This is a genomic window from Acinetobacter sp. SAAs474 (genome assembly GCF_032823475.1).
Classification (GTDB): Bacteria; Pseudomonadota; Gammaproteobacteria; order Pseudomonadales; family Moraxellaceae; genus Acinetobacter.
Genome location: NZ_CP127915.1, coordinates 405,979 through 421,758 on the forward strand (window position 1 = coordinate 405,979; position 15,780 = coordinate 421,758).

A 15,780-nucleotide genomic window follows, 5' to 3' on the forward strand; every position below is an offset into this window, starting at 1 on the left:
AACAATATTCAACCAACAAGAATGAGCTTATGAAATTTAAAATACTTCTTTTAACCACCATCACAACTTTGGCCCTTGCAGCATGTAGTTCTGCACCAACGATTCCTCAATTGAATGCAGGTGTACTACAAGAAGTACAAAATGTGGATGTTTATCCAAATACAGTCAATAATAAAGCACAGCTCAATAAGCTTAATGACAAATGTGTGATTGAATTTACGGGTCATTTAGAAAATGGAAAGGTCGTTGAGCAATGGGCCTTTAAAGGCCTAACTTTATTTTCTGCAGGGTCTGCGGTATTTGCCAAAGATGGTACCAGTACAGCACAAAAATTTGATTTACATGATCAAGATGTACAGAAAAATTTCCTGTCTTTACGTAAAAATTTTGCACAAGCTGCTTTAGATCAATGTAACTAAACAGCAATGGGTCATGATCAATATCCTTGAAGCATGACCCTAGTCTCATCGCCATCAGCTGAAAATATGGATCACACCCCGACCATTTTTCTTGTCATCATATTGACAATCATCTGCTATTTATACACCTCATTATCGTTATAATTTAGATTGGAGATCCGCCAATATTGTTTAGCTTAGGAAGATTTAATCCTCATGAATAAAACGAAATATATACTTGCAACCCATTTATTTTTACTTTCTACAACATTATTTGCAGCAACAGCAGATCAGGATACTCAAGGCCTGATTACACCTTATGGTGATAATCCTAATATTTTTCACGTTTTTGCATATAAGACACAAACAGGGATCGTCAATGGTGTAACTCGGATGGGTGCCGCAACACAACGTGGTATAGATAAATTAAAACCAGCAGCAAAAACAGCACAGCAAGATCTTAAAACTGCTGCACAAAACACCGAACAAAAAATAACCGATGCCAAAGATATCATTTTAGCAACACCCAGCCAAGGTGCTGCACCAATCAGCCAACAACCATTAAGCCAAGATACGCATATAGCAGCGTCATCAACTTTATCTTCCGCACCAAATCAACCAAGTACAAAGACTTATGCGCTAACAGACTGATTATCAATCAGGTGTATTATGTAAAATCTTAACGGAATTGACTTGACGAAGAGGTTGAGCACTTTGAAAGGCTTGTACATTTTCGATCAGTTGATGAATGATACGTTGCCTTGCATCGATACTCCCCCACGCGCTATGTGGTGTGATAATCAAATGAGGAAGCGTAGGATCTAATAATACATTGCCAGCCCGTGGTGGCTCTACACTCAATACATCCACTGCTGCGCCTGCAATTTGATTTTTACGCAAAGCATCCGCCAATGCATCTTCATTGACAATTCCACCTCGTGCACAATTAATTAAAAATGCAGATTTTTTCATTTTTTGTAATGCAGCTGCATCAATTAAATGACGTGTTTCATCCGTTAATGGGCAATGTAGCGTTAAAAAATCAACCTGAGCAAGTAGTTCATCTAACATGATACGATCTGCTTGTGGTGGACGATGAGGTAATTGAGCAATTAAAATCTGCATACCAAATGCGGTTGCTAATTGTGCAACTGCATGACCTAGCTCACCATAGCCGACCACTCCCAATGTTTTTCCGGTTAATTCAACAATCGGATAGTTTAATAAGCAAAACTGATTGGCTCGCTGCCAATCCCCCTGTTGTACTGCTCGATCATAGTCACGAAAAGAAGTGGCTAAATTTAACATTAACATCAATGTATGCTGGGCAACTGCTGCTGTACCATATGCCTGACAATTACAGACGATGATATTTTGTGCATCACTTTGCACCAAATCAACGTTATTGGTTCCTGTTGCTGCAATTAAAATCAATTTTAATTGCGGACATTGCCGTATAGTATCAGCATCCATGATGACTTTATTGGTGATCACCACATCTGCATCTTGAATACGTTCAATCCGTTGATCTGGCGTAGTTGCTGGATAAAGTATTAATGCTGTAAATGCCTGCTCTAAATGAGTAAAATCCAGATCATTTTGATCTAAAGATGCATAATCTAAAAATACTGCTTTCACGTTCAATGTCCTTTTTGCTGATTGCTAAAGCAGACGATATCATCCCTGATATTGAATGAAGTCCTCTCTGCTGCTGAGATCAAGGATCCTCTATCAGGTTGGCTATGCTTCAAGCTCATGGATAAATTTGGCTGTTTCTGGAATATCTTCCACAAAAATATTACCACCGAACTCATCACTGCTTAAATTTAAATTTTTATAGCTAATCACTAAATAATCACTATATTTTTTGATAACTAAAGGATGCATTCCCAAACTCAAGTCTTCATGCTCTTTAAATAGTTTCATCACATGACGATCATTCATCGCCACAATATAACGCTCATCATTTAAGTAAATATGCACCAAACCACTATTTTTGGCATAAATCGGAATTAAAAACTTATGATTGAGTGCAATCGCATTCGGTGCATAACTTTCTAGCTTTTGAGTAATGACATTAAATACCAAGCCATGACCAAAATCATCAAGTAATAAGCTACGTGTTTCTTGTGGGACATTGACCTGCATGCCCAATTTTTTTAAATCATGCTGATCAACTTGTTTATTACTAAACAATGAATGAATTAAACTTTGTTTGAGTTTTGCATCAAAAAAATTGCTGTCGAGCTGAAAATCATTATTTTTTAAAATCTGTCCCAATGAGCGACGATGATTTGGTAATAATCCTTCAATCACCTTACGATAATAAAATTTACTATTTTTCTTTACTTGACGAATTTTTTTATAAAAATAAGTCTCATTAAATTCACGAGTCAGAAAATCATTTAATAATTCTGAACTGGCTAAAATAGCAATCGCATCATGGCCAGTATGTGCCAAATGTAATGTTTTTACTTGAGGTAATAATTGCTTAATTTTTTCATAATGAATTCGGTCTTCCTGATAATAAGGATCATAGACCACAATATATTCCCTAGATACAGACACATCTTGTGGGCTAATTTTCATATCTTTATTTAAATCAGCATGATAGAACATATTATAACGCAAATCGACCACATCATTTGGATCAATTGAAAACTGTGGCACCAACGCAACCACTCGCTGTAAATCTAACAAATTAGAATATTTAATTGCGGCATATCCGCCCATGGAGCCACCATAGCCAATACGAATTTTAAATGGGGCTAAATAATCTTGTATCGCCACCAACATATTCTTCATTGAGTATTCAGGAAACCATGATTTTTCTTTTGGCATAATACCAATAACATTATATTGAAACTTTTCTAACGATTTTTCTGCATTAATCGATAAGCCTTTTGCACGTGTAATTAAATCACCAAAAGAAATAATCAATTCTGTGGATGAACCTTTCAGAAAAATAGCGCGGATATGATCGTCTTCAAAAATTATGTGTTTATCCATTTCCACACCAGAGCGCATGCGCTGAGTTAATATGATAATTTAACAAATCAGTCATAGGATCATGACCAAAAAATGATTATGTTATTTTATAGATACACAACAGATTAAAAATCGCAAAATATGACACAATCTTTACATCCGAGTGCACAAAAAGGTTTTAGTTTAGCGGCTGAACGTTATCAACAAGCACGTCCTCACTATCCTGAAAATATTACCTACTGGCTCAAAAACCACTTACAGCTCACACCCAATCATATCATTCTTGACTTAGGCTCAGGAACAGGCAAATTTTTACCTTATCTACAACAAATTACATCTCATATTATTGCCATTGAACCGATTTCAGCAATGTTAGAACAACTGAAAATCAGTTATCCGCACATTCAAACGCAACAAGCTTATAGTCATCAGCTACCATTTTCAAATGAATTTGCTGATGCGATTACCTGCGCCCAATCCTTTCACTGGTTTGCTCAGCCTGAAACACTAACGGAGTTATATCGTGTATTAAAACCCAATGCACAGTTGATCCTCATCTGGAATCAACGCGATATTGATATTGCTTGGGTTAAACAACTTGATGATGTACTACAAACACTTGAATCAGATACACCACGTTATCATAGCCATCAATGGAAGAAGGTATTTGAGCAACAAACACAATTTAAGCCAATAGCTGAAACGACTTTTTCTTTATCTCATCATGGTACTGTAGAACAAGTGGTCTTGCAGCGTTTATTATCTACCAGCTTTATTGCCGCTTTACCCCATGCAGAGCAAAATAAATTAAAACAACAGTTTGCAGATATTGTTTATACACATACAGGCAAGACTGCACAAGATGAAATTGATTTCCCTTACACCACGCATGTCTATGCATTTCAAAAAATATAAAATCGCTTGGAGGATCGCTGATGTTAAATTTACGCACTGGTATAATACTCATTACCCTGATTAGCACCACATTATTGCTGAGCGCATGCCAACAAAAAAATACTGAACAGGCCAATGAAATGACGCCTGAAGATCAAGTTATGCAGGAAATAAGTTCTGAGCAAATTCGTAATTTTAGTAAAACCAGCAATGACGTACATGATATTCAACAATTAATTGACTATGATCATCGTTATAGCACCATGACCGAAGAACTTGAAAATGAACTCAATCAAATGCAAAAAAATGGTTCTTTAACTGCCGATTTTGCCTACAACCGTAAACGCGATAATATTTTATCTGCATTACAGATGCTCAAACAACTCGATTTAAAAACTCAACAGGGGCACTACATCCAAGGTCTATTATCGCGTTACTGGGAACAACAATCACAATGGATTGAAGCACATAAGACACAAGCCAATCAGGATACTCAAGTAACGGACAATAGTTTACAAAGCGCACAGGATTTTCTTCAGGCACAGGAACAACTCGAATACTGGCGTGATCAATATCCCGAATTAGAACCTGCGCATCAAAAAGCATCATAATGCTTCTTTTTACTGGTTAGGAAAAGTCTCATATTGGGGAAGATCATCATGAATTTCATCCCACTGTGCTTTTGACGCCACAAAAATATGCTGCGTGGGTTTTTCAGTCAATGGGGTATCCAAACTACCAATACGCAAACGATAAACGTCAGGATCATGCGCTTTAATACTGATGAGCGGTGAACCACATTCACGACAGAAACATCGTTCAGTTGTCGCTGTAGATTTAAATTTTTTTAGATATGCCTCACCTTGAGTCCATTGAAATGCTGCTTTGGCAACGGGTGCATTCGTGGCAAATGCTGTGCCATTGGCTTTACGACATCGTTGACAATGGCACTGAATAATAGGGCCAATTTCACCACAGATTTGATAATGAATAGCACCACATAAGCAACTCCCTGTATAAATTTTATTTTTGTCCATGATTATCTCACTGTGTGATTAATGCTTAATCATAGTATAAGCGGAAAAAATCCAAATCGTTGCAGAAAATCAAGTTAAAAACTGATGTACACCCTGTGCTGCCGCACGTCCTGTCGCAAAACACGCTGTTAATAAATATCCCCCAGTTGGTGCATCCCAATCTAACATTTCACCACACAAAAACACGGCTGGATGGGTTTTAAGTTGTAATTGTGTCGTTAAGCTGTCACGGCGAACACCACCTGCACAACTGATCGCTTCTTCGATGGGTCGAAAACTCTCTATATCAACGCAAAGATTTTTAATTTGAGTCGCCAACTGTAAAGGCTGATGCCATAATGGTTTAGGAACCAATTCACGGACCAAACTTGCTTTAGCCACATCTAATCCCGCTTTACGCCATACATTACTCAGTGAATGTTTTTTATGAGGTTGTAGTTTCTGTTGTAACTGTTGCACACTCTGATCAGGCAATAAATCGAGATATAACTGCATCTTTTGCTGTTGCTGATATTGCTGACGTAGGGCTCGACCATATTTATAAATCAAACCACTCTCTAAACCATAATGGGTAATGACCACATCACCGACTGTGGCAATCGAATCCTCTACCCAAACCGCAACTCGTTTGAGCGGTTGCCCCCATATGGGCTGCATAAATGATGACCAGCGGCGCTGTACGCCAACATTACTGGCCTGAAAAGGATTGATCTCTTTTGGATTTAACCAAGCTTGCCAGTGACCATCACTCCCCAATTGTGGCCAAGAGACTGCTCCACATGCCAAAATAATGGCATCAAATGGCAATTGTTGGCAATCTTGCGTTGTTAAATTACAGACGGTTAATTGTTGCTGAGTGAGATCCATGACCTGATGGCGATAATAAAATTTTACCTGAGCATTCAGCAAACGCTTTAACCATGCCCGTAACAAAGGTGCGGCTTTCATTTCAACGGGGAAAATACGACCTGAAGAACCGATATAAGATGCAATACCAAGATCTTGCATCCATGCTTGAATCCACGCAGCATCGTATTGCTTAATCCAAGGTTGCAGCCAATCGACTTGATCATAGCGCTGTATAAACTGTGCAATCGGTTCAGCATGTGAAATATTTAAGCCGGTTTTACCTGCCATTAAAAACTTACGTGCAGCAGATGGTTTTTGCTCAAAAACATGAATTTCATAATCATATTGGCTTAAATAATCTGCAGCCATTAATCCAGCAGGTCCAGCACCAACAATTGCAATTCGTTTGGCCATGAGATTAATCTACCTGAACAGGATTTTGTCCCAATAAAGGTGCAAAATCATCAAAGCGTGTCCGATATGCTTCTGGCTTGGTGATTTGTAATTGTTGACATAATTCACCGCGCTCTAAATATTTAATTTCGAAATGTGTCCGTGTTGATGTCGATGGAACAACTTCCTTCACAAAAGGCAAATGCCAGACATGGTTTAATTGTTGTTCTGCTTCTGCAATATAGTCAGGAATATTACTGGCTAAGGTAATTTGTCCTCCCACATTTAAACGCGATAATAAAAATTCAAAAAATGGCATATTTAACCAGCGCTGTGCTGGATTATGTGGCTCTGGATTCGGATATAAAATAAAGAACTGCTCGACTTGTCTAGGATATAAGGCATGGACTGACCAAGCGATTGCATCTGCATGGACAATAGACAAGTTACTTTGACCCTCTAATCCATGTTGCTTTTGCATAGCCAAAAATTTTTCTCGTGTGCGTTCAATCGCAATCAGCTGATGTTCTGGATGTTGACGACTATACGCTAATGCATGTTTTCCTTTACCTGCGCCAATTTCGACCCATACAGGCTCATGGCGAATCACATTAAAATCACGAGGGGCATGCATACGATGCGCTTGAAATTGACGAATAGACATAATCAGATCAAACTAATGAAAAACGCCACAAGTCTAACAAGAGTGGCATCATTTATCTAACGCTATGATGATTTTTCATTGGAGTATTTAATATGTCAACCCAACTCAACTGCCCTCGCTGTGGAAAACTGACCACTTGGCAAGACAATGACTATCGTCCATTTTGTTCAGAACGTTGTAAATTAATTGATCTCGGTGCTTGGGCCAATGAAGACTATAAACTTCCAACCCAAGATGCACCACAAGCCGAAGGCTGTCGTGAAGAAAATCAATTTTAAATTGAGCTCAAATGATCCCGTATGAATATAGGATGGTAACAATACCTATTTAACTGGATTTCCACAGCACTTGCTGCTGTAAAAAAATCAGTACTCATTGTTTAAAAATCATATAAATACTGGACAGATAATTTAAACCCGATCTTCAACTTAGCCTGCTGTTGCTGCCACAAAAGGATTATGTTGCTTTTCAAAACCAATGGTACTTACAGGACCATGTCCTGAAATAAATTGTGTTTCGTCAGGTAGGCTAAAACATTCACGTTGGATAGAATCTAACAGTTGTTGATGATCGCCACGTGGAAAATCAGTACGGCCTATCGAGCCTTTAAATAATACGTCCCCTGTCCATAACAAGCCATGTCCGTCATGATAAAACATGACATGTCCTGGCGTATGTCCTGGTGCAAAACGGACCTGAAAATGCTCATTTCCTAATTTTAATATTTCTCCACCTTCAAGCCATTGGTCTACTTCTACTTTTTCTGGAATGGGAAATCCATAACGTGCAGAGACCTCCTGAATCATATCTAACCAGAAAGCATCCTCTTTATGAGGACCAATCACAGGTACCTGCCATTCTTGTTTTAATGCACCTACTGCACCAGCATGATCTAAATGACCATGTGTAAGCCATAATGCTGTCACCTTAAGCCCCAAAGCCTCAACTTCTGCTTTTAATTTTTCAGGTTCACCACCTGCATCAATTAAAATGGCCTCTTTCGTATCTGAATCCCAAACAATCGAACAGTTTTGCTGAAATGCCGTCACAGGCACAATTTTCACATGTAACATCTGAATACCTCAAGGCAATCAATGGGCTAAAGTCTGTTTTAAGCTATCAAGGTTTGCTTGTAGCAAGGTTGTCAATAACTGTAAGTGGTCATCACGCGTATTTAATGCCGGAATATAAGCATAGTGTTGCCCACCCGCAGCTTTAAATGTTTCTTCATTTTGAATGGCCAATTCTTCCAGTGTTTCCAAACAATCTGCAGAAAATGCGGGACTCATAATCTGCACAGATTGTACCCCTTGTTGTCCCCATTCTGTTAATAATACATCGGTATATGGCTTGACCCATTCCTGTTTACCAAAACGCGACTGAAAACTAATCGCCCACTCATGTGCCTGCAAACCTAATGCTTCAGCCACCAAATTTGCGGTTTGACGGCAACGGTCAGCATAGGGATCGCCTTTATCAGCATAAGGTTGAGGAATACCATGAAATGACATTAAGAGTTTTTCAGCTGGACCATATTGCTTTTGATAATCGCGCACACTTTGTACTAAAGCTTGGATGAATAAAGGATGTTGATAATAATCGCGGATAATCGTTAAGCCCGGTAAATTACGTTGCAGCGGAATCCATCGTGCAATCGCATCATAGAGCGGTGCTGTTGATGTGGCAGAATATTGAGGAAATAATGGCAATACAATCAAATGATCCTGTGGATTTGTTTGACAGTTTTTTAAGACCTGATCAATCCCTGGACGACCATAGCTCATGGCTGGGACAATATTGAGATCAAACTCAGGATTGTGTTGCAATAACTGCTGTGCAACACCGTCCACTTGCTGCAATAAGATTTCTCGCATCGGTGAATCTTGCTTCCATACCATTTGATAAGCATGTGCAACACGTTTCGGCCGAAAAGGCAAAATAAACAGTCTTAAAATAATTTGCCAAATCGGTTTTGGAATCTCGATGACACGTTGATCAGACAAAAATTGCTTCAGAAAACGACGCACTGCAGCTGCAGTGGGTTCATCTGGCGTGCCTAAATTTGCAAGAATAATCGTGACTTTAGGTTTAACCATCGTAGCCATTAAGCCCTCTAAAAATTTGACCAAACACTTTACTTTAACAGTATTTTTGGCTTTATCAAACGAATAAACAGCTAGATCTATTCAGCCCACTCAAAGCATGTTCGACTCAAATCCTTTGATCAATCCGATATCGACTTAACGCAATTTGACTGCAATGATTATGTCTAGATCACTTGATCTTGTAAATTGGTCACTCGCCAAGAAATATCATTTGGAATCATACGTGCCAAGACGGGATATAAATGATCTGCATTATTGCCACTTAGATAACAGTGAATCTGTACACCTACAGGACGTCGATGTTCAAAAAGTAGTTTATTTTTACTTAAAATACGTGCAGTCTGGCGTGCCACGGCCACACCAGAATCAATTAAGGTCAATTGCTTAGCAAATAAACTTTCGATTGCTGGTTTTAAAAATGGATAATGGGTGCACCCTAACACAAGATAATCCGCATGCTGGTCGAGCGCTGGTTGTAAAATATCGCTTAATGTCTGTAAACATTGTGGTTGCATTTGTTGTCCAGCCTCCACAAAAGGAACCAAGTCTAAACATGCAATCTGTAACACATTGACGTGTAAAGGTTGGGCAAAACGCTGCATAACATCTTGAATCAATTGCCCACGAAATGTTGCTGGTGTTGCCAATACCGCGACAGTCTTGGTTTTAGTTTGTAACACAGCCGGTTTTAATGCGGGAACCAGCCCAATAATCGGAAAATCATCACCATAGTGTGCACGTAAATACTCTAGGCTAAATGCAGATGCGGTATTACATGCCACTACAGCAATTTTACATCCCTGACGATATAACCATTCAATCGCATGTGCTGTTAATTCCCGAATATCTTGATCATCTCGTGGTCCATAAGGAACATTCGCCGTATCCGCATAATAGAGAATCTGTTCATTCGGTAAATAACGGGCAATTTCAATTGCAATCGATGAACCACCAATGCCAGAATCAAAAATTCCAATAGGTGCAGCTGAATGTGCTTTTGGCATAGCTTGATTTAAAGGCGCGATGGGATGAATGGCTTTCATAAATCTCAATGAAGAAAGAATAGTCAAAAATAATTGCTCAAGCTTAAACCTCAAGTGCCTAATTGCAAGCAAAAATCTCCACTTTGTAACATTAAAATGGTGTCACCTTGCTCATTTTCAATCAACTGTCCCATTTCAACCAAATGGAAAAATGCCGCACGCTGAATCAGCGCATTCAAACCAAAGCGAACATAGATATAGGGTCTTGATTCACCTTCATAATCACGCATAAAAATAGGATGATCTGTATCCATGATAATCATATCTTGTGTCGTGGTGGTCAACTGGATATAACTGTGCTGGCCAATTTGGATCTGATCAACTTGATTAACAAATAAGGCTTCATCTTCGACCTCAATTTCAATTTGTTCAGCAGGCGTTTTTAAATAAAAGCGATCATCTTGTTTGTAAAGTACACTGGCAAATAAATCAATTAATGCTTGACGTTTGATTTTTTGTCCTTCATGCCACCATTCGCCATTGGCTAAAATTTTTAAATCCATTGCACCACAATGTGGTGGATGCCACTGATCTAAAGGAGGAATTGACTTTTTATGACCGGCCTGTACATCTTTTAAGTATTGTGCAATGTCCATTAAATTTTTATCATCCAAAGACGTTGCATTTTTTAACGATTTTGGTGAATTATTTTGAATTACCATAACTTAATGCTCTGATGATGTAAAATAATCGAGTTCAAGCAATTGGCGAGAACACGGTTTAAAACTATACTACCCCACAAGATAAAAGGCGCATAACAAATTTGCGTCTAGAATTTGCAGAACACTCATGGCAGCACCGCTTTTTAGTCTGCGGATGCCACCTTCGTTACGTATGAGGAGTCTTAAATGGAACACATCGAACGTGAATCGATGGAGTTTGATGTTGTTATCGTCGGTGCAGGACCTGCGGGCCTGTCAGCTGCGATTAAAATTCGTCAACTTGCGATTGAAAATAACCTCAATGATCTTTCGGTTTGTGTCGTTGAAAAAGGCTCCGAAGTTGGTGCGCATATCCTTTCAGGAGCAGTACTTGAACCTCGTGCTATCAATGAACTTTTTCCAAATTGGCAGGAAGACGGTGCACCAATCAATGTTGCCGTCACCGAAGATAAAACCTACTTTACGCTATCAGATACAGCCTACAAGGAAGCACCGCATTGGATGGTACCGAAAACCATGCACAATGACGGAAATTATGTTATCTCCCTAGGAAATGTAGTGCGCTGGCTTGGTCAAAAGGCAGAAGAATTAGAAGTCTCTATTTTTCCAGGTTTTGCTGCAGCAGAAATTCTGTACCATCCTGATGGTACAGTCAAAGGTATTCAAACGGGTGACATGGGGATTGGCAAAGATGGCGAACCGACCCATAACTTTGCACCTGGCTATGAACTGCATGCCAAATACACCTTATTTGCTGAAGGTTGCCGTGGCCATTTAGGCAAACGTTTGATTAATCATTTTAATCTTGATCAAGATGCTGATCCTCAGCACTATGGCATCGGGATTAAAGAGCTATGGGAAATAGATCCCGCAAAACATAAACCCGGCTTAGTCATGCATGGTGCAGGTTGGCCATTAAGTGAAACCGGTTCTTCAGGTGGCTGGTGGCTATACCACGCGGAAAATAATCAAGTCACACTCGGCATGATTATTGATCTTTCTTATCAAAATCCACATATGTATCCATTTATGGAAATGCAGCGCTGGAAAACCCATCCACTAATTAAACAATATTTAGAAGGTGGTAAGCGTATTTCTTATGGTGCACGTGCCGTGGTCAAAGGTGGCTTCAATTCATTACCTAAATTTACCTTCCCTGGTGGCTGTTTAATTGGTGATGATGCAGGCTTCCTTAACTTTGCCAAAATTAAAGGCTCGCATACAGCCATGAAATCAGGCATGTTATGTGGTGAAGCTGTATTTGAAGCCATTCAGGCCGGTGTTACACAAGGTGGTGATTTAGCCATTGCACGTGTTACAGAGGGTGAAGACTTTTTCAGCAAGGAATTAACGGGTTATACCGATAAATTCAACCGTAGCTGGTTAAAAGAAGAGCTCTATAATGCACGTAATTTCGGTCCAGCGATGCATAAATTTGGTCAATGGATGGGCGGTGCATTTAACTTTGTTGACCAAAATGTCTTTAAAGTACCATTTACCCTACACGATTTACAGCCTGATTTTAGTGCATTAAAAACAGTTGATGCGGTTCAGTTTAAGCCAAATTATCCAAAACCAGATGGTAAACTTACCTTTGATCGTTTATCTTCAGTGTTTATTTCAAATACGGTACATGAAGAGAATCAGCCTTCACATTTGAAATTGACGGATGCGTCTATTCCAATTGATGTGAATTTACCAAAATGGGATGAACCTGCTCAGCGTTACTGTCCTGCTGGCGTATATGAAGTCATGGAAAATGATGATGGTTCTAAGCGCTTTCAAATTAATGCTGCAAACTGTGTACATTGTAAAACCTGTGATATTAAAGACCCATCGCAAAATATTACTTGGGTTGCCCCGGAAGGCGGCGGCGGTCCAAACTATCCAAATATGTAAATCGCTATGATCATTAACCGAATGATCCTACAATGATGACTCCAATGCCAATGACGTTAACGTCATTGGCATTTTTAATCATTATTTTTCTCTGTATTTTTGACACCATCATCATCTCATGAATGACCAGCAGCATGGCTTCTTTTAATTCGGTAAAATTTTTAAATACTTATACTACAAAGCATTAACAATCGAAGTGCGACATAGGCTTTATGATGAGATTATCAATCATCGTTAAGTCGTATAAATATCTTAGTTATTTTTGGATATGCCGGCATTATCACTTGATTAATCATTATTTATTATTCAACTTAAGGTGAACATATGTTTCCAGAATATCGCGCTCTGATTAGTAAACTCAAGCAAGAAAATGCACATTTTTCTAAAATATTTGATGAACATAATGCTTTAGATCATGAAATCATACGTTTAGAACAAGATATCGTAACCAATGCCAGTACATCGGATGAAATTGAAGTATTAAAACGTAAAAAACTTAAACTTAAAGATGAAATTTATCTGATGCTCAAACAAGCAGAAGCCTAATAGCGTACAAGCTATCGTCTATTGTCAAAATACCCTTCAATATTCAAGGCAGCATACTCAGCAATTCATTTTCAACCATGTGATAACAAATAAAAAACCCGCATCATCTGATGCGGGTTTTAACGCTATTCAATCATTACAGCGCTTGTTCAATATCTTTCATGGTCAATTTAATACGACCACGATTATCAACATCTGCCACTTGTACTTTAACCTCTTGACCTTCAGTCAATACATCGGTCACATTGGCAATACGTTCATTCGAGATTTGTGAAATATGTAATAAACCATCTGTACCAGGAAGCAGGTTAACAAATGCACCAAATTCAACAATACGAATCACTTTACCGGTATAAATTGTACCTGGTTCAATCTCAGCAGTAAGCGCTTGAATTTTTGCAATTGCTGCAGATGCTGCTGCTTTAGTTTCACCAAATACACGAACCGTACCATTATCTTCAATATCAATTGCAGCTTTGGTTTCTTCTGTAATTTGACGAATGGTTGCACCACCTTTACCAATCACATCACGGATTTTATCTGGATTAATATTAATCACTTGGAATGTTGGTGCATGGATTGAAATTTCAGGACGGGCACGAGAAATCACTTGGTTCATCGCATTTAAGATATACATACGGCCTGCATATGCTTGATTTAATGCAACTTCCATAATTTCTTCGGTAATACCTTCAATTTTGATATCCATTTGAAGTGCAGTAATACCATTGGCTGAACCTGCAACTTTAAAATCCATATCGCCTAAATGATCTTCGTCACCCAAGATGTCAGAAAGTACTGCAAAACGTTCACCTTCTTTGACCAAGCCCATCGCAATACCCGCAACAGGTGCTTTAAGTGGTACACCCGCATCCATTAAAGATAAAGACGCGCCACATACCGATGCCATTGAAGAAGAACCATTTGATTCCGTAATATCAGAAACAATACGAATCACGTAAGGGAAGCGATCAACAGCTGGGAGTACTGCTTGTACACCACGACGTGCCAAACGACCATGACCAATTTCACGACGTTTTGGACCAGATTCACGTCCAGTTTCACCTACAGAATATGCAGGGAAATTATAGTGCAACATAAAGTTATCTGTTTTGGTGCCCGATAATGTATCGACCATCAACGCATCACGTGTATTCCCTAAAGTGGTGGTAACCAATGCTTGTGTTTCACCACGAGTAAATAATGCTGAACCGTGTGCACGACCCAATACACCAACCTGAACATCTAAAGCACGCACGGTTTTGGTATCACGACCATCAATACGTGGTTTACCTGACAAAATATTGTCACGCACTGTACGATATTTAAGATCTTCAAATAATTCATTCACTTCATCAGCAAGACCAGTATCGTCACCTTCTGGAACGAATTGTGCCAATGCTTCTGTATGTAATGCATCTAATGCTGCATAACGATCTTGTTTTACTGCAATCGTATATGCTTCAGAAATCTTCGCTTCAAAAGTTTCTTTTAGTTTTGTACGTAGTTCTTCATTTTTTTCAGGTGCAACCCAATCAGATGCTGTTGCGCCTGCTGCAGCTGCAAATTCTTTAATCGCTTGAATCGCAATTTGCATTTCATCATGGCCAAACAAGACCGCACCCAGCATTTGGTCTTCTGAAAGCTCTTTAGCTTCAGATTCAACCATCAATACCGCTGACTCTGTACCAGCAACAACAAGATCTAGATCTGAAGCACTCAGTTGTTCGTGATTAGGGTTTAAAATATATTCGCCATTAATTAAACCTACACGTGCTGCACCGATAGGACCACGGAAAGGTGTGCCTGCAATTGCCAATGCTGCAGAAGTACCAAGCATCGCTGCAATATCAGCTTCCATGGTTTTATCTGACGAAACAACCGTTGCCGTTACCTGAATCTCGTTATAATAACCTTCTGGGAATAATGGACGGATTGGGCGGTCAATTAAACGTGAAATTAATGTTTCTGCTTCAGAAGCACGGCCTTCTCGTTTACCATAACCACCTGGAATACGACCAGCAGCATATTGTTTTTCTTGATAATTTACAGTAAGTGGGAAAAAATCTTGACCCGCTTTAGCAGTTGGCTGAGCAACGACAGCAACCAATACCGTTACACCGCCCATGGTGATTAAAACTGTTTTTGCTTGACGTGCAATACGGCCTGTTTCTAAAACAACATTATATTGACCATATTGGAATTCTTTACGAACAATATTAAACATTGACATATTTTTTTGTTTCCTGATTTTATTCTAGTGGAGACCCCTAAGGTTTAGCATTCACTAGCCCATAAATAT

Annotated in this window: 17 protein-coding genes; 7 read left to right on the top strand and 10 right to left on the bottom strand. The window is 39.0% G+C overall.

Annotation, left to right across the window (positions count from 1 at the left end; genetic code table 11):
* The first annotated feature begins 29 nt into the window (after nucleotides 1–29).
* Together QSG86_RS02895 and QSG86_RS02900 are read left to right on the top strand one after the other, a co-directional pair.
* Nucleotides 30–419, top strand: a complete 390-nt coding sequence (locus QSG86_RS02895) for a hypothetical protein (RefSeq protein WP_317030128.1) — start codon at nucleotides 30–32, stop codon at nucleotides 417–419.
* Nucleotides 420–614: 195 nt separating this feature from the next.
* The gene (locus QSG86_RS02900; RefSeq protein WP_317030129.1) at nucleotides 615–1,049 is read left to right on the top strand and encodes a hypothetical protein; all 435 of its coding nucleotides are present in this window, start codon (nucleotides 615–617) and stop codon (nucleotides 1,047–1,049) included.
* A 3-nt stretch (nucleotides 1,050–1,052) separates the two neighbouring features.
* On the opposite strand, the gene QSG86_RS02905 is transcribed toward QSG86_RS02900, so the two are convergent.
* Together QSG86_RS02905 and QSG86_RS02910 are read right to left on the bottom strand one after the other, a co-directional pair.
* Nucleotides 1,053–2,036, bottom strand: coding sequence for a 2-hydroxyacid dehydrogenase (locus tag QSG86_RS02905; protein WP_317030130.1), 984 nt, complete (start codon nucleotides 2,034–2,036; stop codon nucleotides 1,053–1,055).
* Nucleotides 2,037–2,138: 102 nt separating this feature from the next.
* A complete protein-coding gene (locus QSG86_RS02910; RefSeq protein ID WP_317030131.1) occupies nucleotides 2,139–3,407 on the bottom strand; it encodes a hypothetical protein in 1,269 nt (422 codons plus the stop codon).
* Between the two features lie 120 nt (nucleotides 3,408–3,527).
* On the opposite strand from QSG86_RS02910, the gene QSG86_RS02915 reads away from it, so the two are divergent.
* Complete coding sequence (locus QSG86_RS02915) at nucleotides 3,528–4,301, top strand: class I SAM-dependent methyltransferase (RefSeq protein WP_317030132.1); 774 nt, start codon at nucleotides 3,528–3,530, stop codon at nucleotides 4,299–4,301.
* 20 nt (nucleotides 4,302–4,321) lie between these two features.
* Nucleotides 4,322–4,891 (top strand): hypothetical protein, encoded by a 570-nt coding sequence (locus QSG86_RS02920; protein WP_317030133.1) that lies wholly within the window; start codon nucleotides 4,322–4,324, stop codon nucleotides 4,889–4,891.
* A gap of 9 nt (nucleotides 4,892–4,900) precedes the next feature.
* On the opposite strand, the gene QSG86_RS02925 is transcribed toward QSG86_RS02920, so the two are convergent.
* The 3 genes from QSG86_RS02925 to QSG86_RS02935 all read right to left on the bottom strand — a co-directional run bounded on the left by QSG86_RS02925 (nucleotide 4,901) and on the right by QSG86_RS02935 (nucleotide 7,229).
* Nucleotides 4,901–5,317: a GFA family protein gene (locus QSG86_RS02925; RefSeq protein WP_317030134.1), complete on the bottom strand. Its 417-nt coding sequence runs from the start codon at nucleotides 5,315–5,317 to the stop codon at nucleotides 4,901–4,903.
* Between the two features lie 69 nt (nucleotides 5,318–5,386).
* Nucleotides 5,387–6,580, bottom strand: a complete 1,194-nt coding sequence (locus tag QSG86_RS02930) for a TIGR03862 family flavoprotein (RefSeq protein ID WP_317030135.1) — start codon at nucleotides 6,578–6,580, stop codon at nucleotides 5,387–5,389.
* Nucleotides 6,581–6,584: 4 nt separating this feature from the next.
* Nucleotides 6,585–7,229 carry an SAM-dependent methyltransferase gene (locus QSG86_RS02935; protein WP_317032650.1) on the bottom strand — a complete coding sequence of 215 codons (645 nt, stop codon included), beginning with the start codon at nucleotides 7,227–7,229 and terminating at the stop codon, nucleotides 6,585–6,587.
* 86 nt (nucleotides 7,230–7,315) lie between these two features.
* Between QSG86_RS02935 and QSG86_RS02940 the strand changes: the two genes are divergently transcribed.
* Nucleotides 7,316–7,501: a DNA gyrase inhibitor YacG gene (locus QSG86_RS02940; RefSeq protein ID WP_317030136.1), complete on the top strand. Its 186-nt coding sequence runs from the start codon at nucleotides 7,316–7,318 to the stop codon at nucleotides 7,499–7,501.
* Nucleotides 7,502–7,651: 150 nt separating this feature from the next.
* Here QSG86_RS02940 and QSG86_RS02945 read toward each other — a convergent pair whose 3' ends face one another.
* From QSG86_RS02945 to QSG86_RS02960, 4 genes are all read right to left on the bottom strand, one after another.
* Nucleotides 7,652–8,296: an MBL fold metallo-hydrolase gene (locus tag QSG86_RS02945; protein ID WP_317030137.1), complete on the bottom strand. Its 645-nt coding sequence runs from the start codon at nucleotides 8,294–8,296 to the stop codon at nucleotides 7,652–7,654.
* A gap of 18 nt (nucleotides 8,297–8,314) precedes the next feature.
* Nucleotides 8,315–9,328 (bottom strand): ferrochelatase, encoded by a 1,014-nt coding sequence (gene hemH / locus QSG86_RS02950; RefSeq protein WP_317030138.1) that lies wholly within the window; start codon nucleotides 9,326–9,328, stop codon nucleotides 8,315–8,317.
* A 164-nt stretch (nucleotides 9,329–9,492) separates the two neighbouring features.
* Entirely contained in the window at nucleotides 9,493–10,371 is an 879-nt protein-coding gene (gene murI / locus QSG86_RS02955; RefSeq protein WP_317030139.1) for a glutamate racemase, read from the bottom strand.
* Between the two features lie 50 nt (nucleotides 10,372–10,421).
* Nucleotides 10,422–11,033, bottom strand: coding sequence for a DUF1285 domain-containing protein (locus tag QSG86_RS02960; RefSeq protein WP_317030140.1), 612 nt, complete (start codon nucleotides 11,031–11,033; stop codon nucleotides 10,422–10,424).
* Nucleotides 11,034–11,219: 186 nt separating this feature from the next.
* Between QSG86_RS02960 and QSG86_RS02965 the strand changes: the two genes are divergently transcribed.
* Together QSG86_RS02965 and QSG86_RS02970 are read left to right on the top strand one after the other, a co-directional pair.
* Complete coding sequence (locus QSG86_RS02965; RefSeq protein WP_317030141.1) at nucleotides 11,220–12,932, top strand: electron transfer flavoprotein-ubiquinone oxidoreductase; 1,713 nt, start codon at nucleotides 11,220–11,222, stop codon at nucleotides 12,930–12,932.
* 324 nt (nucleotides 12,933–13,256) lie between these two features.
* The gene (locus tag QSG86_RS02970) at nucleotides 13,257–13,478 is read left to right on the top strand and encodes a YdcH family protein (RefSeq protein WP_317030142.1); all 222 of its coding nucleotides are present in this window, start codon (nucleotides 13,257–13,259) and stop codon (nucleotides 13,476–13,478) included.
* Nucleotides 13,479–13,614: 136 nt separating this feature from the next.
* Here QSG86_RS02970 and pnp read toward each other — a convergent pair whose 3' ends face one another.
* Nucleotides 13,615–15,705: a polyribonucleotide nucleotidyltransferase gene (gene pnp, locus QSG86_RS02975; protein WP_317032651.1), complete on the bottom strand. Its 2,091-nt coding sequence runs from the start codon at nucleotides 15,703–15,705 to the stop codon at nucleotides 13,615–13,617.
* Nucleotides 15,706–15,780 lie beyond the last annotated feature (75 nt).